The sequence below is a fragment of the Pseudomonas sp. UYEF17 genome (genome assembly GCF_040546125.1).
Lineage (GTDB): Bacteria > Pseudomonadota > Gammaproteobacteria > Pseudomonadales > Pseudomonadaceae > Aquipseudomonas > Aquipseudomonas putida_Z.
Window position 1 is genome coordinate 332,481 of the sequence record NZ_JBEPNE010000002.1, and the last position, 17,063, is coordinate 349,543.

A 17,063-nucleotide genomic window follows, 5' to 3' on the forward strand; every position below is an offset into this window, starting at 1 on the left:
TCATTATCCAGTAACCCGGCGATGATGTTCATGAAACCCGTCCTCCGCGAACTGCCCTACCTGGAAAACTGGCGCTGGCTCAGCCGACGCATCCGCTGTGCGCTCGAGCCCGACGAGCCGCGCCTTATCGAGCATTACCTGGCTGAAGGCCGTTACCTGGTGTGCTGCACCGAGACCTCGCCATGGACGGTGGCGCTGACCTCCTTCCGCCTGCTGCTGGATACCGCCTGCGACCGCATGCTGCCCTGGCATTGGCGCTGCCTGTGCCTGGACCAGGCCTGGCGCCCGCTGCTGGACCTGCGCAACCTCGACCGCGAGGCCCAGAACCAGCGCTGGCAGCCCTACGCCCTGCAGTTGGCCAATTGCCGCCTGCTGCCGTCGATTTCTCCCGATGAACTGATGCAAGGATTTGATGATGAGTGATACCCGTATCGAGCGTGACAGCATGGGCGAACTGCAGGTGCCGGCCCAGGCCCTGTACGGTGCCCAGACCCAGCGCGCGGTCGACAACTTCCCGATCAGCGGCCAGCGCATGCCGGCCCAGTTCATTCGTGCGCTGCTGCTGGCCAAGGCTGCCGCGGCCAAGGCCAACGTCGAACTGGAACAGCTGTCGACCGCGCAGGGCCAGGCCATCGTAACGGCAGTCGAGCAACTGCTGGCGGGTGACTTCATCCAGCATTTCCCGGTGGATGTGTTCCAGACCGGCTCCGGCACCAGCTCGAACATGAACGCCAACGAGGTGATCGCGACTCTGGCCAGCCGCGTGCTGGGTGAGGCCGTCAACGCCAACGACCACGTCAACTGCGGCCAGAGCAGCAACGACATCATCCCGACCACCATTCACGTCAGCGCCGCCCTGGCCCTGCACGAGCAACTGCTGCCAGCCCTGGCGCACCTGGTACAGGTGATCGAGGCCAAGTCGGCACAGGTGCATCAGCACGTGAAGACCGGCCGCACCCACCTGATGGACGCCATGCCAGTGCGCATGAGCCAGGTGCTGGATGGCTGGGCGGCGCAGATCAATGGCGCCAAGGCACACATCGAAGCGACCCTGCCGAGCCTGCAGGCGCTGGCCCAGGGTGGCACCGCCGTGGGCACCGGCATCAACGCCCACCCACAGTTCGCTGCCGGTTTCGCCAGCCAGCTCAGCGGCCTGACCCAGGTCGAGTTCACCCCCGGGCAGAACCTGTTCGCCCTGATCGGCTCGCAGGACACCGCGGTGGCCCTGTCCGGCCAGCTCAAGACTGCCGCCGTGGCGCTGATGAAGATCGCCAACGACCTGCGCTGGATGAACTCTGGCCCGCTGGCCGGGCTGGGCGAAATCGAGCTGCAAGGCCTGCAGCCGGGCTCTTCGATCATGCCGGGCAAGGTCAACCCGGTGATTCCGGAGGCCACCGCCATGGTCGCCGCCCAGGTGATCGGCAATGACGCCACCATCGCCATCGCCGGCCAGTCCGGCAACTTCGAGCTGAACGTAATGCTGCCGGTGATCACCCGCAACCTGCTGGAGAGCATCGAGCTGATGGCCAACGTCAGCCGCCTGCTGGCCGACAAGGCCATCGCCAGCTTCAAGGTCAACGAAAGCAAGCTCAAGGAAGCCCTGGCACGCAACCCGATTCTGGTCACGGCGCTGAACCCGATCATCGGCTACCTCAAGGCCGCTGAAATCGCCAAGACCGCCTACAAGCAGGGCCGTCCGATCATCGACGTGGCGCTGGAGCACACCGACCTGTCGCGTGACCAGCTAGAAGCGCTGCTGGACCCGGAGAAGCTCACCGCCGGTGGTATCTGACACTGAGTCACGGCCCAAGCGCCAGCGGTGGCCGCATTGGTCATCGCCCAACCCATGCCTACGGAATGCACTGATATGCCCCATACCTTGCCTGCACTGCCTTACGCCTACGCTGCGCTGGAACCGCACATCGACGCGCAGACCATGGAAATCCACCACACCAAGCACCACCAGACCTACGTCAATGGCCTCAACGCCGCCATCGAAGGCACCGAGTGGGCTGGGTGGCCGGTGGAAAAACTGCTCGGCGCGGTCGGGCAACTGCCGGAAAACCTGCGTGGTGCGGTGACCAACCATGGCGGCGGCCACGCCAACCACAGCCTGTTCTGGACCGTGATGTCACCGCAGGGCGGGGGAGAGCCGCAGGGCGCTCTGGCGCAGGCCATCGACGCCCAACTGGGCGGCTTCGATGCCTTCAAGGAGGCCTTCACCAAGGCTGCGCTGACCCGCTTCGGCAGTGGCTGGGCCTGGCTCAGCGTGACCCCGCAGAAAACCCTGGTAGTGGAAAGCAGCGGCAACCAGGACAGCCCGCTGATGCACGGCAACACGCCAATCCTCGGCCTGGACGTGTGGGAGCATGCCTACTACCTGAAGTACCAGAACCGTCGTCCGGAATACATCGGTGCTTTCTACAACGTCATTGACTGGGCGGAAGTGGAGCGCCGCTACCTCGAAACCCTGAAGTGAGTCTCCCCGGTATGCGCTCCCAGATGATGTATGTCAGCCGTGTGCGCCTGTTTCGCCTGTTTCGCCTGGCGCTTGGGACTTTGCTGTTGCTGGCAGGCACTGCATTACTATTGGCGCGCGGCTTCGCCTGGTTGGACCTGGCCTGGCCAGCTTGGGGCTGTGCATCGGTTTGCGCCGGATGATGGGGTGTTCACCGGCTTCGCTGTGGGAGCGGCACATAACTCATTGAATTGGCGGGGACTCTGTGGGAGCGGCTTTAGCCGCGAACACCGGCGCAGCCGGTGCCATGCACCGCGTTGGATTCTTCGCGGCTAAAGCCGCTCCCACAGGGTACGCGTACCGCTTGCGAATGAGCCAGCGAGTTTCATTCGCCTTCGTCGAAGAAGTTGTTGATCAGCTCGACCAGCGCATCCATGGCATCAACGTCCTGCTCGCCTTCGGTATGCAGGTGCACCTGGGTGCCTTTGCCGGCCGCCAGCATCATCACCGCCATGATGCTCTTGCCATCCACCAGCTTGTCCGGCGCACGGCCAACCCTGACCTGGCAGGGGAAGCGGCCGGCAACGCCGACGAACTTGGCTGCCGCCCGGGCATGCAGACCCAGCTTGTTGATGATGGTGATTTCACGGGCGGGCATCGTGGGGCGGATCCTTGGGCTAGAGGTCGCGGTGGCGGACCTGGACGTTTTTCAGGGATTGCTGCAGCAGCTGGCCAAGGCGTTCGGTAATGTACACCGAGCGGTGGTGGCCGCCCGTGCAGCCAATGGCAATGGTGACGTAGGCACGGTTGCTGGCGGCGAAGCGGGGCAGCCACTTGAGCAGGTAGCTGGAAATGTCGTTGAACATCTCTTCGACATCCGGCTGTGCGGCCAGGTAGTCGATTACCGGTTGGTCGAGGCCGGAATGCTCACGCAGCTCGGGTTTCCAGTAGGGGTTGGGCAGGCAGCGCACATCGAACACCAGGTCGGCATCTACCGGCATTCCGCGCTTGAAACCGAACGACTCGACCAGGAACGCGGTGCCAGGCTCGGGCTGGTTGAGCAGGCGCAGCTTGATCGAATCACGCAGCTGGTAAAGGTTCAGGCTGGTGGTATCGATCTTCAGGTCGGCCAGGTCTGCAATCGGCCCAAGCAATTCGCTTTCCACCCGAATCGCTTCCGCAAGCGAGCGGTCGGCGTTGGTCAGCGGGTGGCGTCGGCGGGTTTCCGAGAAGCGCTTGAGCAGTACGTCTTCGTCGGCATCCAGGTACAGCACGTCGCACTGGATATGCCGGGCGCGGGCTTCTTCGAGCAACTCGGGGAAACGCGTCAGGTGGCTGGGCAGGTTGCGCGCGTCGATCGACACGGCGACCTTGGGTTGCAGCAACTCGGTATTGATCAGCGCATTTTCCGCCAGCTGTGGCAGCAGCCCGGCGGGCAGGTTGTCAATGCAGTAGAAACCGTTGTCTTCCAGGACATCGAGGGCGGTGCTCTTGCCGGAGCCGGACCGGCCGCTGACGATGATCAGGCGCATGTTCAGTGCTCGTTCTGTACGTCCAGGACAACCTGGAACAGGGCCTCGCTGCTGGTGGCCGCACGCAGGCGATCACGGACCTCCTTGCGATCGAGCATGCTGGCAATCTGGCGCAGCAATTCCAGATGGGCATCGGTGGCGGCTTCAGGCACCAGCAGGACGAACAGCAGGTCCACCGGCGCGCCATCGATGGCGTCGTAGTCGATAGGGGCTTCCAGGTGCAGCAGGGCGCTGACCGGAGCGGAACATCCTTCCAGCCGGCAGTGCGGGATGGCGATGCCGTTGCCGAAACCGGTCGAACCGAGTTTTTCCCGGGCGACCAGTTTTTCGAAGACGTCTTGCATCTCCAGTTCGGGCACTTGTTCAGCGATGACGGTGGCGACCTTTTCCAGGGCGCGCTTCTTGCTGCCGCCCGGCACGTTCACGAGGGAACGGCCGGGGGTCAGGATGGTTTCAAGTCGGATCATGGATGAGGGGGATCAGCGGGCAGCTGCACCTTGCAGCAGGCTTTGCTGTTTTTCCTTGTGTTTTTTCAGTTGGCGGTCGAGCTTGTCGGCCAAGGCGTCGATCGCTGCATACATGTCTTCGTGTTCGGCGTTGGCAACCACTTCGCCGCCGGGAATCTGCAAGGTCGCCTCGACCTTCTGCTGCAGCTTCTCGACTTTCATGATGACCTGCACGTTGGTGATCTTGTCGAAGTGACTTTCCACGCGAGCGAGCTTTTCAAGCACATAATCGCGCAGTGGCTGGGTGACTTCTACATGCTGTCCACTGATATTGACTTGCATACAGCTTCTCCTTTGTTGCCCGTGCATAAAGAGGCAGGTCTTGCACCTGCCCCACAAACGCTGTGGCACATCTCAGGGGCTACATCAGTCGCTTGCGCTCGCTCGACGGTGCGATGCCGAGTGACTCGCGGTACTTGGCGACGGTGCGACGGGCTACCTGGATGCCTTGTGCCTCCAGTAAACCAGCGATCTTGCTGTCACTCAATGGCTTTTTCTGATTTTCCGCCGCAACCAGTTTCTTGATGATCGCGCGGATCGCCGTAGACGAGCATTCTCCGCCTTCGGAGGTGCTGACGTGGCTTGAGAAAAAGTATTTCAGTTCGTAGATGCCACGCGGGGTGTGCATGTATTTCTGCGTGGTTACCCGCGAAATGGTCGACTCGTGCATGCCCACCGCTTCGGCGATGTCATGCAGTACCAGCGGCTTCATCGCTTCGTCGCCGTGGTCGAGGAAGCCGCGCTGGTGCTCGACGATCTGCGTGGCCACCTTCATCAGGGTTTCGTTGCGGCTTTGCAGGCTCTTGATGAACCAGCGTGCTTCCTGCAGCTGGTTGCGCATGAAGGTGTTGTCGGCGCTGGTGTCGGCCCGGCGCACAAAACCGGCGTACTGCGGGTTGACGCGCAGGCGCGGAATGGCCTCCTGGTTCAGCTCCACCAGCCAGCGGTCGCTGTCCTTGCGCACGATGACGTCGGGCACCACGTACTCGGGCTCGCTGGACTCGATCTGCGAGCCGGGGCGCGGGTTGAGGCTTTGTACCAGTTCGATGACCTGGCGCAGCTCGTCTTCCTTGATTTTCATGCGACGCATCAGCTGGCTGTAGTCACGGCTGCCGAGCAGGTCGATGAAGTCGGTGACCAGGCGCTTGGCTTCGGCCATCCACGGGGTGCTGGCGGGCAGTTGGCGCAGTTGCAGCAACAGGCATTCGCCCAGGGTGCGGGCGGCAACGCCGGCTGGCTCGAACTGCTGGATGCGGTGCAGCACCGCTTCGACCTCGTCCAGCTCGATATCCAGCTCCGGGTCGAAACCGGCGCAGATTTCCTCAAGGGTGTCTTCCAGATAGCCCTGGCCGTTGATGCTGTCGATCAGGGTGACGGCGATCAGGCGGTCGGTGTCGGACATCGGGGCCAGGTTCAGTTGCCACAGCAGGTGGCTTTGCAGGCTTTCGCCGGCCGATGTGCGGGTGGTGAAGTCCCACTCGTCGTCGTCGTTGCTCGGCAGGCTGCTGGCACTGGTCTGGTAGATGTCTTCCCAGGCGGTGTCGACCGGCAGTTCGTTGGGGATGCGCTCGCTCCACTCGCCGTCTTCCAGGGTGTCGGCACTGGTGGTGCTTTCCTGGAAGCTGTTGTCCTGGACTTCGGCGGCCGGCTTGTTCTCGGCGTTGTCCGCCATCGGGTCGCTGTTGTCGAAGTCGTCGCCGTCTTCCTGACGTTCGAGCATCGGGTTCGACTCCAGCGCTTCCTGGATTTCCTGTTGGAGGTCCAGGGTGGAGAGCTGGAGCAGGCGGATGGCCTGTTGCAACTGCGGTGTCATCGTCAGTTGCTGGCCCATTTTTAGGACGAGCGATGGTTTCATGGCTGGGGCTTAATACCTTGTTCGCCGGCGCGCATGCGCCATCCACTACACGAGGGCGCCGGGGCGCCAGATCAAGCAAGTTTTATGCCTTAAATTGTAGCGTTTGCCTAGAGCACCGTAACACTTTACCCCGGGTTTCAGGGCGATTTGCCAGTACTCCAGGCGCGTGCCAGGCTCAGAGCCGGAACTCGTGGCCCAGGTAAACCTCTTTGACCAGGTCGTTGGCCAGGATGGTTTCGGCGTCGCCTTCGGCGATCAGCCGGCCATCGTTGACGATATAGGCGGTTTCGCAGATATCCAGGGTCTCACGCACGTTGTGGTCGGTGATCAGTACACCGATACCCTTGGCCTTGAGGTGATGGATGATCTGCTTGATGTCGCCGACCGAAATCGGGTCGACACCGGCAAACGGTTCGTCCAGCAGGATGAACTTGGGTGCGGTCGCCAGCGCGCGGGCAATTTCCACGCGGCGGCGCTCACCACCGGACAGGCTCATGCCGAGGTTGTCGCGAATGTGGCTGATGTGGAACTCCTGCAGCAGGCTTTCCAGCTCTTTGCGCCGGCCGTCGCGATCGAGTTCCTTGCGGGTCTCGAGGATGGCCATGATGTTGTCGGCCACCGACAGCTTGCGGAAGATCGAGGCTTCCTGCGGCAGGTAGCCGATGCCGGCGCGGGCGCGACCGTGCATGGGCTGGTGGCTGACATCGAGGTTGTCGATCAGCACGCGCCCCTGATCGGCCTGGACCAGGCCGACGATCATGTAGAAGCAGGTGGTCTTGCCGGCGCCGTTGGGGCCGAGTAGGCCGACGATCTGGCCGCTGTCGATAGACAGGCTGACGTCACGTACGACTTGCCGCCCCTTGTAGCTCTTGGCCAGGTGCTGGGCTTTGAGGGTTGCCATTTACTCGGCCTTCTTCTTGGGCTGGATCACCATGTCGATACGCTGACGCGGCGAGGTCACGTTGCCACCGCGACCGGCGGTTGCCACCTGGGTCTGGGTGTTGTAGACGATCTTCTCGCCTTCGGTGGTGTTGCCTTCGTTCTCGACCTTGGCGCGGTCGGTGAGGATCACCATGTCCTTCTGCGACTGGTACTGGATGGTCACCGCCCAGCCTTTCATCTTGTCTGGCTTGGCTGCGCTCTGCTGCTGCTCGAAGTAGGCCAGGTTGCCCACCGAGGTCACCACGTCGATGTCGCCGGAGGCGGAGCGGGTGATGGTCACGGTGTTGCCTTTGATCATCATCGAACCCTGGGTGATGATCACGTCGCCGGTGTAGGTGGCCACGCCCTGCTTGTCGTCCAGGTGGGCGTTGTCGGCCTGGATGCGGATAGGCTGGTCACGGTCGTTCGGCAGGGCGAGGGCGCTCGCGCTTCCCAGTGCTGCGCTCAGGCTGAGCAAAAGGGGGAGGGTTTTAACGAGCCTCATACTGTCCTCTTACGTTAGAGAGCAAGTCCATCTTGCCTTCTTTCAAATACGCTTTCATTCCTTTGCCCGTAGTTGTGCCACCGGCGCCGTCGATTCTAACGGCTTGCTCGGTCTGCGCATATTGCTTCTGCGGGAACACGGTCATGCGTGAGCTGGTAATGATCATTTCGCGCTGCTTTTCGTCGGTGCGGGCGACCCGTACGTTGTCGATCAGTTCGACTTCGCTGCCGTCCGGGTTGACTTCGGCGCGGGTGCTCTGCACGTGCCACGGGTATTCGGTACCGCGGTACAGGTGCAGGTCCGGCGTGGTCAGCAGGGTGATTTCGCTGGCCTTGAGGTGTTCGACCTTGTCGGCGGTCATTTCGTACTGCAGCTTGCCGTCGGGCAGGAACTGCACACTGTGGGCGTTGACCGCATAGTAGTCGATGGCGCTTTCGTCGACCTGGGTCACCGGCTTGTCGAGGAAGCTTTCCGGGCTGACATTCCAGTAGCCGATCGCCACCAGCAGGGCGGCGATCACCGCGAGCAGCGCAATGTTGCGGGCTTTCTTGCTGAACATGGGCAGCCTTACAGGTAGTTGGCGTTGGCAGCGTCCAGGGTGCCCTGGGCCTGCATGATCAGTTCGCAGAATTCACGGGCCGCGCCTTCGCCGCCACGTGCCTGGGTCACGCCATGGGCGTGCTGGCGAACGAACGGCGCGGCGTTGGCCACCGCCATGCCCAGGGCGACCCGGCGGATTACCGGCAGGTCGGGCAGGTCGTCGCCCAGGTAGGCCACTTGAGCATAGCTCAGGCCCAGTTCGGCGAGCAGGCCGTCCAGCACCACCAGTTTGTCCTCGCGGCCCTGGTACAGGTGCGGGATGCCGAGGTTCTTCGCCCGGCGCTCGACCACCGGGGTCTTGCGCCCGCTGATGATCGCGGTGGTCACGCCCGAGGCCATGAGCATCTTGATGCCCTGGCCGTCGAGGGTGTTGAAGGTCTTGAACTCGCTGCCGTCCTCGAGGAAGTACAGGCGCCCGTCGGTGAGCACGCCGTCCACGTCGAACACTGCCAGCTTGATGTTCTTGCCGCGTTGCATGAGGTCCTGGTTCATTCCATCGCTCCTTTACATCACGCCGGCGCGCAGCAGGTCGTGCATGTTCAGGGCGCCGGTGGGGCGGTCCTCGCGGTCCACCACCACCAGGGCGCCGATCTTGTGGTCTTCCATGATCTTCAGGGCCTCGGCCGCGAGCATTTCGGCGCGGGCCGTCTTGCCGTGCACGGTCATTACCTGGTCGATCAGGGTGGTGTGGACGTCGATGTTGCGGTCCAGGCTGCGGCGCAGGTCGCCGTCGGTGAAGATCCCTGCCAGCTTGCCATCGGCTTCGACGATCACGGTCATGCCCAGGCCTTTGCGGGACATTTCAAGGAGTGCGTCCTTGAGCAGGGTGCCGCGGGGCACCTGGGGCAGTTCGTCGCCGGCGTGCATCACGTTTTCCACCTTGAGCAGCAGCCGGCGGCCCAGTGCACCACCCGGGTGCGAGAAGGCAAAGTCCTCGGCGGTGAAGCCGCGGGCTTCGAGCAGGGCAATGGCCAGCGCGTCGCCCAGCACCAGCGATGCGGTGGTGGAGGAGGTGGGGGCCAGGTTCAGTGGGCAGGCCTCTTGCTCGACGCGGGCGTCGAGGTTGACCTCGGCAGCCTGGGCCAGGGGCGAGTCCGGGTTGCCGGTCAGGCTGATCAGCTTGATGCCCAGGCGCTTGATCAGCGGCAGCAGGGTGACGATTTCGGCGGTGCTGCCGGAATTCGACAGGGCAAGGATGACATCATCGCGGGTGATCATGCCCATGTCGCCATGGCTGGCTTCGGCCGGGTGCACGAAAAACGCCGGCGTGCCGGTGCTGGCCAGGGTGGCGGCGATCTTGTTGCCGATGTGCCCGGACTTGCCCATGCCGACCACGACGACCCGGCCCTTGCTGGCCAGGATCAGTTCGCAGGCCTTGACGAAATTGTCGTCGATGCGCGCCAGCAGGGCCTCTACGGCCTCGAGTTCCAGGCGCAGGGTGCGTTGGGCGGATTGGATCAGCTCGCTGGATTGGCTCATGTCGAAAAAGCAATGCCTGATGAAAAGGCGGCGATTATAGCTGCAATGAAAGAAACCCTCACGCTTTCGATTGCCGTGGTGAATGTCTCGCCAGCCTGTCGCAGGGCTGAACGACTCGTTAGCCGACCTTGGGGCGGCGCTGTCAGCGGTGCTATAGTTCGCCGCTATTCGGCCTGCCAGGGGCGCTTGTGCCTTCCAGATGGAGGCCGACGTCCATTAGGACGAGGCTGCACTAGCAAGGAGTCTAGATGAGTGTGGATAGCGCCTACGCGGTCGAGTTGAAGGGGGTTACCTTCAAACGCGGTTCGCGCAGCATTTTCAGCAACGTCGACATTCGCATCCCGCGCGGCAAGGTCACCGGTATCATGGGGCCATCGGGTTGCGGAAAGACCACGTTGCTCCGCCTGATGGGCGCGCAGTTGCGCCCCTCCAGCGGTGAGGTCTGGGTTGCCGGGCAAAACCTGCCGACGCTGTCGCGCAGCGACCTGTTCGACGCCCGCAAGCAAATGGGGGTGCTGTTCCAGAGCGGCGCGCTGTTCACCGATCTCGATGTGTTCGAGAACGTCGCGTTCCCGCTGCGCGTGCACACCCAGCTGTCGGACGAGATGATCCGCGATATCGTGCTGATGAAGCTGCAGGCCGTGGGGCTGCGCGGTGCCATCGACCTGATGCCCGACGAGCTGTCCGGTGGCATGAAACGCCGTGTGGCGTTGGCCCGGGCGATTGCCCTGGACCCGCAGATCCTCATGTACGATGAACCGTTCGTCGGCCAGGACCCGATCGCCATGGGTGTATTGGTGCGTCTGATCCGCCTGCTCAACGACGCCCTGGGTATCACCAGCATCGTCGTTTCCCATGACCTGGCGGAAACCGCCAGCATCGCCGACTACATCTATGTGGTAGGTGATGGCCAGGTGCTGGGCCAGGGGACGCCTGACGAGCTGATGGGCTCGGACAACCCGCGCATTCGCCAGTTCATGAAGGGCGATCCGGACGGCCCGGTGCCTTTCCATTTCCCTGCGCCTGACTACCGCGCCGACCTGCTGGGAGCGCGTTGATGCGCAGAAAATCCTTACTCGAACGTGTCCGCCTGCTGGGGCGCTCGGCCATCGACGTGCTGGCGGTGCTGGGGCGCTCCTGTCTGTTCCTGTTCCATGCGCTGATCGGCCGTGGCGGCATCGGTGGCGGCTTCCAGCTGCTGGTCAAGCAGCTGTATTCGGTGGGCGTGCTGTCGTTGGCGATCATCGTCGTGTCCGGCGTGTTCATCGGCATGGTGCTGGCGCTGCAGGGCTTCAGCATCCTGACCAAGTACGGCTCGGAGCAGGCAGTGGGGCAGATGGTTGCCCTGACCCTGCTGCGTGAGCTCGGCCCGGTGGTGACGGCATTGCTGTTCGCCGGCCGTGCCGGTTCGGCGCTGACCGCAGAAATCGGCAACATGAAGTCCACCGAGCAGTTGTCGAGCCTTGAAATGATCGGCGTCGACCCGCTCAAGTACATCGTCGCGCCGCGCCTGTGGGCCGGTTTCATCTCGTTGCCGTTGCTGGCGCTGATCTTCAGCGTGGTCGGCATCTGGGGTGGCTCGTGGGTGGCGGTGGACTGGCTGGGCGTCTACGAGGGCTCGTTCTGGGCCAACATGCAGAACAGTGTTTCGTTCACCGACGACGTGCTCAACGGGCTGATCAAGAGCCTGGTATTTGCCTTCGTCACGACCTGGATCGCCGTATTCCAGGGGTACGACTGTGAGCCCACCTCAGAAGGGATCAGCCGTGCCACCACCAAGACCGTGGTCTATGCCTCGTTGGCAGTGCTGGGTCTGGACTTTATTCTGACCGCCTTGATGTTTGGAGATTTCTGATGCAAAACCGCACCCTGGAAATCGGTGTCGGCCTGTTCCTCCTGGCCGGGATCCTGGCGCTGCTGCTGCTCGCCCTGCGTGTCAGCGGGCTGTCGGCCAGCCCGAGCAGCGATACCTATAAAGTTTATGCCTACTTCGACAATATCGCCGGTTTGACGGTCAGAGCTAAAGTGACCATGGCCGGTGTGACCATCGGCAAGGTTACCGCCATCGATCTGGACCGTGATTCCTACACCGGTCGGGTGACGCTGCAGCTGGACAAGTCGGTGGACAACCTGCCGACCGATTCCACTGCCTCGATCCTGACCGCCGGGTTGCTTGGCGAGAAGTACATCGGCATCAGCGTGGGCGGTGAGGACCAGGTGCTCAAGGACGGCGGGACCATCCACGACACCCAGTCTGCGCTGGTGCTGGAAGATCTGATTGGCAAGTTCCTGCTCAACTCCGTTGGCAAGGAACCGAAAGAAGCGCAACCGGCTAATTAAGGAGTTTCCATGATTTCCATCCTGCGACGTGGCCTGCTGGTCCTGCTGGCGGCCTTCCCCCTGCTGACCATGGCTGCGCAGACGCCTCACGATGTGGTTCAGGGCACCACCACTGAACTGCTGGGCGACCTCAAGGCCAACAAGGAACAGTACAAGTCCAACCCCAACGCCTTCTACGATGCGCTGAACCGCATCCTCGGCCCGGTGGTGGACGCTGACGGTATTTCCAGAAGCATCATGACCGTCAAGTACTCGCGCAAGGCTACCCCCGAGCAGATGCAGCGCTTCCAGGAAAACTTCAAGCGCAGCCTGATGCAGTTCTATGGCAATGCCCTGCTCGAGTACAACAACCAGGGCATCACCGTCGACCCGGCCAAGGCTGATGACGGCAAGCGCGCCAGCGTTGGCATGAAGGTCACCGGCAACAACGGTGCCGTGTATCCGGTGCAGTACACCCTGGAAAACATCGGCGGCGAGTGGAAGGTGCGTAACGTGATCGTCAACGGCATCAACATCGGCAAGCTGTTCCGCGACCAGTTCGCCGACGCCATGCAGCGTAATGGCAACGACCTGGACAAGACCATCGACGGCTGGGCCGGCGAAGTGGCCAAGGCCAAGCAGGCCGCCGACAACTCGCCAGAGAAGACCGTCAAATGAGTGAGGCCGGTGTAAGCATGGCCGAGCCGGGCGTGCTGCGCCTGGCCGGCGTGCTGGACTACCGCAGCGGGCCGGCCCTGCGCAAGCAGGGCAAGGCGCTGATCGCGGCCTGCCGCGAGGCGCAGTTGGTGCTCGATTGCTCGGCAGTGCAGCGCTCCACCAGTGTCGGCCTGTCGTTGCTGCTGGCATTCATGCGTGATGCCCAGGCCGCCGGCAAGGGTTGCCAGGTGCGCAGCATGCCCGACGACATGCGGGAAATTGCCGAGGTTTATGACCTCGATGAAGTGCTGGCAACCTGATGGCCTGGCACGGATGATGGCCCCTCGGTCAGCGAAGCCCTCGTTGGGCTTCGCAGGCGAGGGGCTTTTTTGTATGATGGCCGACCCGTGCGCATCGGGCGCCGATTGAGGTTGAGCATGCAGGCCGTAGAAGTTAAAAGCTTCCTTGAAGAGAAATTGCCGGGTTCCCGGGTCGAAGTTGAAGGCGAAGGCTGCAACTTCCAGTTGAACGTGATCAGCGACGAGTTGGCTGGCCTGAGCCCGGTCAAACGCCAGCAGGCGATCTATGCTCACCTGAATCCGTGGATCGCCAATGGCAGCATCCATGCGGTAACCATGAAATTTTTCAGCAGCGCAGCCTGGGCTGAGCGCACCTGAGCCAACGTGGCGGCGAGATTCCAATGGACAAACTGATTATTACTGGCGGCGCTCGCCTTGATGGCGAGATCCGCATTTCGGGCGCGAAGAACGCAGCCCTGCCGATTCTGGCGGCGACCCTGCTGGCCGACGGCCCGGTCACCGTGGGCAACCTGCCGCACCTGCACGACATCACCACCATGATCGAGCTGTTCGGCCGCATGGGCATCGAGCCGGTGATCGACGAAAAGCTGGCGGTCGAGATCGACCCTCGCACCATCAAGACCCTGGTTGCACCTTACGAGCTGGTCAAGACCATGCGTGCCTCGATCCTGGTGCTGGGCCCGATGGTCGCCCGTTTCGGCGAGGCCGAAGTGGCCCTGCCTGGCGGTTGCGCCATTGGCTCGCGCCCGGTCGACCTGCACATCCGTGGCCTCGAGGCCATGGGCGCGAAGATCGAAGTCGAAGCCGGCTACATCAAGGCCAAGGCGCCTGAGGGTGGCCTGCGCGGTGCGCACTTCTTCTTCGACACCGTGAGCGTGACCGGTACCGAGAACATCATGATGGCCGCTGCCCTGGCCAAGGGCCGCAGCGTGCTGCAGAACGCCGCGCGCGAGCCGGAAGTGGTCGACCTGGCCAACTTCATCAACGCCATGGGCGGCAAGGTTCAGGGCGCTGGTACCGACACCATCGTCATCGATGGCGTCGAGCGCCTGCACTCGGCCAACTACCGCGTGATGCCGGACCGTATCGAGACCGGTACCTACCTGGTTGCCGCTGCCGTGACTGGCGGCCGTGTCAAGGTCAAGGACACCGATCCGACCATCCTTGAAGCCGTACTGGAAAAACTCAAGGAAGCCGGTGCCGACATCAACACTGGCGAAGACTGGATCGAGCTGGACATGCACGGCAAACGGCCGAAAGCCGTCAACCTGCGTACCGCCCCGTACCCGGCGTTCCCGACCGACATGCAGGCGCAGTTCATCTCGCTCAACGCCATTGCCGAAGGCACCGGTGCAGTGATCGAGACGATCTTCGAAAACCGCTTCATGCACGTCTACGAAATGCACCGCATGGGCGCGCAGATCCAGGTCGAAGGCAACACTGCCATCGTCACTGGCGTCAAGGCGCTGAAGGGGGCCCCGGTAATGGCCACCGACCTGCGTGCTTCCGCCAGCCTGGTGCTGTCGGCGCTGGTAGCCGAAGGCGATACCCTGATCGATCGCATCTACCACATCGACCGTGGTTACGAGTGCATCGAAGAAAAACTGCAGATGCTGGGCGCGAAGATCCGTCGCGTACCGGGCTAGTAGCCCGTCGGCATACCGTGTGGGAGCGGGCTTGCCCGCGAATACCGGCAGAGCCGGTGCCATGCACCGCGGTGGTTGCTTTGCGGGCAAGCCCGCTCCCACAATGAATCAAATGCGGTCGGGCTCGACGCCCGGCCGGCAGTAGCCGCTTAAGGACCGACGTTCCAATGTTGACCATCGCGCTTTCCAAAGGCCGTATTCTCGACGATACCCTGCCGTTGCTGGCCGAGGCCGGTATCGTGCCGACCGAGAACCCGGACAAGAGCCGCAAACTGATCATCCCCACCACGCAGGACGATGTGCGCCTGCTGATCGTGCGTGCCACCGACGTGCCGACCTATGTCGAGCATGGTGCCGCCGACCTGGGTGTGGCCGGCAAGGATGTGCTGATGGAGTACGGCGGCCAGGGCCTTTACGAGCCCCTGGACCTGCAGATTGCCCGTTGCAAGCTGATGACCGCTGGCGTGGTCGGCGCACCCGAGCCCAAGGGCCGTCTGCGCGTGGCTACCAAGTTCGTCAACGTAGCCAAGCGCTACTACGCCGAACAGGGCCGCCAGGTCGACATCATCAAGCTGTACGGCTCGATGGAACTGGCTCCGCTGATCAACCTGGCCGACAAGATCATCGACGTGGTCGACACCGGCAACACCCTGCGTGCCAACGGCCTGGAGCCCCAGGAACTGATCGCCACGATCAGCTCGCGCCTGGTGGTCAACAAGGCCTCCATGAAAATGCAGCACGCCCGTATCCAGAGCCTGATCGACACGCTGCGCGGTGCGGTCGAATCGCGACACCGCGGCTGACTCTCTACCGACTGCGCGCGGCCTTCGCTGCCGCGCCCGTCTATCCGCGTCATAGCCATTTTTCTCGGGTGCCCGCGCGGATGGACTGGTAGCCTAGGGCGCCTGAGCATTCGCCAATAATCGAGGCCCTCGCCATGACCGTGTCCACTGCAATTGCCCGTCTCAACGCTGCTGATCCGGATTTCGCCCGACATCTGGATCATCTGCTGAGCTGGGAAAGTGTGTCCGATGACGCGGTCAACCAGCGCGTGCTCGACATCATCAAGGCCGTGCGCGAGCGTGGCGATGCGGCATTGGTGGAATTCACCCAGCGTTTCGATGGTGTCGATGCCAAGTCCATCGATGACCTGATCCTCGATCGCGAGCGCCTGGAACTGGCCCTGACCCGCATTACCCCGGTCCAGCGCGAAGCCCTGGAAAAGGCTGCCAACCGTGTGCGCATGTACCACGAGCGGCAGAAGCAGGATTCCTGGCAGTACACCGAGGCCGACGGCACCGTGCTTGGCCAGAAGGTCACCCCGCTGGACCGCGCCGGCCTGTATGTGCCGGGTGGCAAGGCGTCGTACCCGTCGTCGGTGCTGATGAACGCCATCCCGGCCAAGGTCGCCGGTGTGGCCGAAGTGGTGATGGTGGTGCCGATCCCGCGTGGCGAGGTCAACGAGCTGGTGCTGGCGGCTGCCTGCATCGCCGGTGTCGACCGTGTGTTCACCGTCGGTGGCGCCCAGGCTGTCGCTGCCCTGGCCTACGGTACCGAAAGCGTGCCGCAGGTGGACAAGATCGTCGGCCCGGGCAACATCTACGTCGCCACCGCCAAGCGCCACGTGTTTGGCCAGGTGGGTATCGACATGATCGCCGGCCCGTCGGAAATCCTCGTGGTATGCGACGGCCAGACCGACCCGGACTGGATCGCCATGGACCTGTTCTCCCAGGCCGAGCACGACGAAGATGCCCAGGCCATCCTGGTCAGCCCGGACGCCGCCTTCCTCGACCGCGTTGCCGCCAGCATCGACAAGCTGCTGCCGACCATGGAACGTGCCGAGATCATCGAGAAGTCGATCAATGGCCGTGGTGCGCTGATTCAGGTGCGTGACATGCAGCAGGCCATGGAAGTGGCCAACCGCATCGCACCCGAGCACCTGGAACTGTCGGTGGCCGACCCGCAGGCCTGGCTGCCGCACATCCGCCACGCTGGCGCGATCTTCATGGGTCGCCACACCAGCGAAGCGCTGGGCGACTACTGCGCAGGGCCCAACCACGTACTGCCGACCTCCGGCACCGCGCGTTTCTCGTCGCCGCTGGGGGTGTATGACTTCCAGAAGCGCTCGTCGATCATTTTCTGCTCCGAGCAGGGCGCGTCCGAGCTGGGCCACACCGCCTCGGTCCTGGCCCGTGGCGAGTCGCTGACCGCCCACGCCCGCAGCGCCGAATACCGCATCCTGACCCAAGAGAAGGGGAACTGAGC

At 63.0% G+C, this 17,063-nt stretch carries 22 protein-coding genes; 12 read left to right on the forward strand and 10 right to left on the reverse strand.

Going from position 1 to position 17,063, the window contains the following annotated elements; translation table 11 throughout:
- The first annotated feature begins 21 nt into the window (after nucleotides 1-21).
- From ABIB24_RS04345 to ABIB24_RS04355, 3 genes are all read left to right on the forward strand, one after another.
- The gene (locus ABIB24_RS04345) at nucleotides 22-423 is read left to right on the forward strand and encodes a hypothetical protein (RefSeq protein WP_025337819.1); all 402 of its coding nucleotides are present in this window, start codon (nucleotides 22-24) and stop codon (nucleotides 421-423) included.
- Nucleotides 416-1,792, forward strand: a complete 1,377-nt coding sequence (locus ABIB24_RS04350) for a class II fumarate hydratase (RefSeq protein WP_354316164.1) — start codon at nucleotides 416-418, stop codon at nucleotides 1,790-1,792. The genes ABIB24_RS04345 and ABIB24_RS04350 overlap by 8 nt, the downstream gene beginning before the upstream one ends.
- A 75-nt stretch (nucleotides 1,793-1,867) precedes the next feature.
- Nucleotides 1,868-2,479: a superoxide dismutase gene (locus tag ABIB24_RS04355; protein WP_137163052.1), complete on the forward strand. Its 612-nt coding sequence runs from the start codon at nucleotides 1,868-1,870 to the stop codon at nucleotides 2,477-2,479.
- Between the two features lie 364 nt (nucleotides 2,480-2,843).
- Here the strand turns inward: ABIB24_RS04355 and ABIB24_RS04360 are convergent, their stop codons facing one another.
- The 10 genes from ABIB24_RS04360 to ABIB24_RS04405 all read right to left on the reverse strand — a co-directional run bounded on the left by ABIB24_RS04360 (nucleotide 2,844) and on the right by ABIB24_RS04405 (nucleotide 9,856).
- Nucleotides 2,844-3,116, reverse strand: coding sequence for an HPr family phosphocarrier protein (locus ABIB24_RS04360; protein ID WP_023660775.1), 273 nt, complete (start codon nucleotides 3,114-3,116; stop codon nucleotides 2,844-2,846).
- A gap of 19 nt (nucleotides 3,117-3,135) precedes the next feature.
- The gene (gene rapZ / locus ABIB24_RS04365) at nucleotides 3,136-3,990 is read right to left on the reverse strand and encodes an RNase adapter RapZ (protein ID WP_025337823.1); all 855 of its coding nucleotides are present in this window, start codon (nucleotides 3,988-3,990) and stop codon (nucleotides 3,136-3,138) included.
- A 2-nt stretch (nucleotides 3,991-3,992) separates the two neighbouring features.
- Nucleotides 3,993-4,457 carry a PTS IIA-like nitrogen regulatory protein PtsN gene (ptsN, locus tag ABIB24_RS04370; protein ID WP_015269060.1) on the reverse strand — a complete coding sequence of 155 codons (465 nt, stop codon included), beginning with the start codon at nucleotides 4,455-4,457 and terminating at the stop codon, nucleotides 3,993-3,995.
- Between the two features lie 12 nt (nucleotides 4,458-4,469).
- The gene (gene hpf / locus ABIB24_RS04375) at nucleotides 4,470-4,778 is read right to left on the reverse strand and encodes a ribosome hibernation-promoting factor, HPF/YfiA family (protein ID WP_003255135.1); all 309 of its coding nucleotides are present in this window, start codon (nucleotides 4,776-4,778) and stop codon (nucleotides 4,470-4,472) included.
- 79 nt (nucleotides 4,779-4,857) lie between these two features.
- The gene (locus ABIB24_RS04380; protein WP_015269061.1) at nucleotides 4,858-6,351 is read right to left on the reverse strand and encodes an RNA polymerase factor sigma-54; all 1,494 of its coding nucleotides are present in this window, start codon (nucleotides 6,349-6,351) and stop codon (nucleotides 4,858-4,860) included.
- 175 nt (nucleotides 6,352-6,526) lie between these two features.
- On the reverse strand, nucleotides 6,527-7,252 hold the full coding sequence (lptB, locus tag ABIB24_RS04385) for an LPS export ABC transporter ATP-binding protein (protein ID WP_015269062.1): 726 nt from the start codon (nucleotides 7,250-7,252) through the stop codon (nucleotides 6,527-6,529).
- Nucleotides 7,253-7,777 (reverse strand): lipopolysaccharide transport periplasmic protein LptA, encoded by a 525-nt coding sequence (gene lptA, locus ABIB24_RS04390; protein WP_015269063.1) that lies wholly within the window; start codon nucleotides 7,775-7,777, stop codon nucleotides 7,253-7,255.
- A complete protein-coding gene (lptC, locus tag ABIB24_RS04395; RefSeq protein ID WP_025337824.1) occupies nucleotides 7,764-8,336 on the reverse strand; it encodes an LPS export ABC transporter periplasmic protein LptC in 573 nt (190 codons plus the stop codon). The genes lptA and lptC overlap by 14 nt, the downstream gene beginning before the upstream one ends.
- 8 nt (nucleotides 8,337-8,344) lie before the next feature.
- The gene (locus ABIB24_RS04400) at nucleotides 8,345-8,869 is read right to left on the reverse strand and encodes a KdsC family phosphatase (protein ID WP_024086339.1); all 525 of its coding nucleotides are present in this window, start codon (nucleotides 8,867-8,869) and stop codon (nucleotides 8,345-8,347) included.
- Nucleotides 8,870-8,881: 12 nt separating this feature from the next.
- Nucleotides 8,882-9,856, reverse strand: coding sequence for a KpsF/GutQ family sugar-phosphate isomerase (locus tag ABIB24_RS04405; RefSeq protein ID WP_003257920.1), 975 nt, complete (start codon nucleotides 9,854-9,856; stop codon nucleotides 8,882-8,884).
- Nucleotides 9,857-10,104: 248 nt separating this feature from the next.
- On the opposite strand from ABIB24_RS04405, the gene ABIB24_RS04410 reads away from it, so the two are divergent.
- From ABIB24_RS04410 to hisD, 9 genes are all read left to right on the forward strand, one after another.
- Nucleotides 10,105-10,914, forward strand: a complete 810-nt coding sequence (locus ABIB24_RS04410) for an ATP-binding cassette domain-containing protein (RefSeq protein WP_012270662.1) — start codon at nucleotides 10,105-10,107, stop codon at nucleotides 10,912-10,914.
- On the forward strand, nucleotides 10,914-11,711 hold the full coding sequence (gene mlaE, locus ABIB24_RS04415) for a lipid asymmetry maintenance ABC transporter permease subunit MlaE (protein ID WP_025337825.1): 798 nt from the start codon (nucleotides 10,914-10,916) through the stop codon (nucleotides 11,709-11,711). Before ABIB24_RS04410 ends, mlaE begins: the two co-directional genes overlap by 1 nt.
- Nucleotides 11,711-12,196, forward strand: a complete 486-nt coding sequence (gene mlaD / locus ABIB24_RS04420) for an outer membrane lipid asymmetry maintenance protein MlaD (protein WP_003257921.1) — start codon at nucleotides 11,711-11,713, stop codon at nucleotides 12,194-12,196. Before mlaE ends, mlaD begins: the two co-directional genes overlap by 1 nt.
- 9 nt (nucleotides 12,197-12,205) lie before the next feature.
- The gene (locus ABIB24_RS04425; RefSeq protein ID WP_025337826.1) at nucleotides 12,206-12,853 is read left to right on the forward strand and encodes an MlaC/ttg2D family ABC transporter substrate-binding protein; all 648 of its coding nucleotides are present in this window, start codon (nucleotides 12,206-12,208) and stop codon (nucleotides 12,851-12,853) included.
- A complete protein-coding gene (locus ABIB24_RS04430; protein WP_025337827.1) occupies nucleotides 12,850-13,152 on the forward strand; it encodes an STAS domain-containing protein in 303 nt (100 codons plus the stop codon). Before ABIB24_RS04425 ends, ABIB24_RS04430 begins: the two co-directional genes overlap by 4 nt.
- A 117-nt stretch (nucleotides 13,153-13,269) precedes the next feature.
- Nucleotides 13,270-13,509 (forward strand): BolA family protein, encoded by a 240-nt coding sequence (locus tag ABIB24_RS04435; RefSeq protein ID WP_003255121.1) that lies wholly within the window; start codon nucleotides 13,270-13,272, stop codon nucleotides 13,507-13,509.
- Between the two features lie 23 nt (nucleotides 13,510-13,532).
- Nucleotides 13,533-14,798 (forward strand): UDP-N-acetylglucosamine 1-carboxyvinyltransferase, encoded by a 1,266-nt coding sequence (gene murA / locus ABIB24_RS04440; protein ID WP_085705453.1) that lies wholly within the window; start codon nucleotides 13,533-13,535, stop codon nucleotides 14,796-14,798.
- 167 nt (nucleotides 14,799-14,965) lie between these two features.
- Nucleotides 14,966-15,601: an ATP phosphoribosyltransferase gene (gene hisG / locus ABIB24_RS04445; RefSeq protein ID WP_003257924.1), complete on the forward strand. Its 636-nt coding sequence runs from the start codon at nucleotides 14,966-14,968 to the stop codon at nucleotides 15,599-15,601.
- A gap of 134 nt (nucleotides 15,602-15,735) precedes the next feature.
- Entirely contained in the window at nucleotides 15,736-17,061 is a 1,326-nt protein-coding gene (hisD, locus tag ABIB24_RS04450) for a histidinol dehydrogenase (RefSeq protein WP_354316165.1), read from the forward strand.
- Nucleotides 17,062-17,063 lie beyond the last annotated feature (2 nt).

Excerpts from the sequence above, each read along its gene's own strand:
- ABIB24_RS04345 (WP_025337819.1), top strand. The coding sequence starts at position 22 with ATGATGTTCATGAAACCCGTCCTCCGCGAACTGCCCTACCTGGAAAAC.
- ABIB24_RS04430 (WP_025337827.1), top strand. The coding sequence starts at position 12,850 with ATGAGTGAGGCCGGTGTAAGCATGGCCGAGCCGGGCGTGCTGCGCCTG.
- rapZ (WP_025337823.1), bottom strand. The coding sequence starts at position 3,990 with ATGCGCCTGATCATCGTCAGCGGCCGGTCCGGCTCCGGCAAGAGCACC.
- ABIB24_RS04425 (WP_025337826.1), top strand. The coding sequence starts at position 12,206 with ATGATTTCCATCCTGCGACGTGGCCTGCTGGTCCTGCTGGCGGCCTTC.
- hisG (WP_003257924.1), top strand. The coding sequence starts at position 14,966 with ATGTTGACCATCGCGCTTTCCAAAGGCCGTATTCTCGACGATACCCTG.
- hisD (WP_354316165.1), top strand. The coding sequence starts at position 15,736 with ATGACCGTGTCCACTGCAATTGCCCGTCTCAACGCTGCTGATCCGGAT.
- ABIB24_RS04355 (WP_137163052.1), top strand. The coding sequence starts at position 1,868 with ATGCCCCATACCTTGCCTGCACTGCCTTACGCCTACGCTGCGCTGGAA.
- ABIB24_RS04405 (WP_003257920.1), bottom strand. The coding sequence starts at position 9,856 with ATGAGCCAATCCAGCGAGCTGATCCAATCCGCCCAACGCACCCTGCGC.
- mlaD (WP_003257921.1), top strand. The coding sequence starts at position 11,711 with ATGCAAAACCGCACCCTGGAAATCGGTGTCGGCCTGTTCCTCCTGGCC.
- hpf (WP_003255135.1), bottom strand. The coding sequence starts at position 4,778 with ATGCAAGTCAATATCAGTGGACAGCATGTAGAAGTCACCCAGCCACTG.
- ABIB24_RS04410 (WP_012270662.1), top strand. The coding sequence starts at position 10,105 with ATGAGTGTGGATAGCGCCTACGCGGTCGAGTTGAAGGGGGTTACCTTC.
- ABIB24_RS04360 (WP_023660775.1), bottom strand. The coding sequence starts at position 3,116 with ATGCCCGCCCGTGAAATCACCATCATCAACAAGCTGGGTCTGCATGCC.
- ABIB24_RS04435 (WP_003255121.1), top strand. The coding sequence starts at position 13,270 with ATGCAGGCCGTAGAAGTTAAAAGCTTCCTTGAAGAGAAATTGCCGGGT.
- ABIB24_RS04380 (WP_015269061.1), bottom strand. The coding sequence starts at position 6,351 with ATGAAACCATCGCTCGTCCTAAAAATGGGCCAGCAACTGACGATGACA.
- lptC (WP_025337824.1), bottom strand. The coding sequence starts at position 8,336 with ATGTTCAGCAAGAAAGCCCGCAACATTGCGCTGCTCGCGGTGATCGCC.
- murA (WP_085705453.1), top strand. The coding sequence starts at position 13,533 with ATGGACAAACTGATTATTACTGGCGGCGCTCGCCTTGATGGCGAGATC.
- mlaE (WP_025337825.1), top strand. The coding sequence starts at position 10,914 with ATGCGCAGAAAATCCTTACTCGAACGTGTCCGCCTGCTGGGGCGCTCG.
- ptsN (WP_015269060.1), bottom strand. The coding sequence starts at position 4,457 with ATGATCCGACTTGAAACCATCCTGACCCCCGGCCGTTCCCTCGTGAAC.
- ABIB24_RS04400 (WP_024086339.1), bottom strand. The coding sequence starts at position 8,869 with ATGAACCAGGACCTCATGCAACGCGGCAAGAACATCAAGCTGGCAGTG.
- lptA (WP_015269063.1), bottom strand. The coding sequence starts at position 7,777 with ATGAGGCTCGTTAAAACCCTCCCCCTTTTGCTCAGCCTGAGCGCAGCA.
- lptB (WP_015269062.1), bottom strand. The coding sequence starts at position 7,252 with ATGGCAACCCTCAAAGCCCAGCACCTGGCCAAGAGCTACAAGGGGCGG.
- ABIB24_RS04350 (WP_354316164.1), top strand. The coding sequence starts at position 416 with ATGAGTGATACCCGTATCGAGCGTGACAGCATGGGCGAACTGCAGGTG.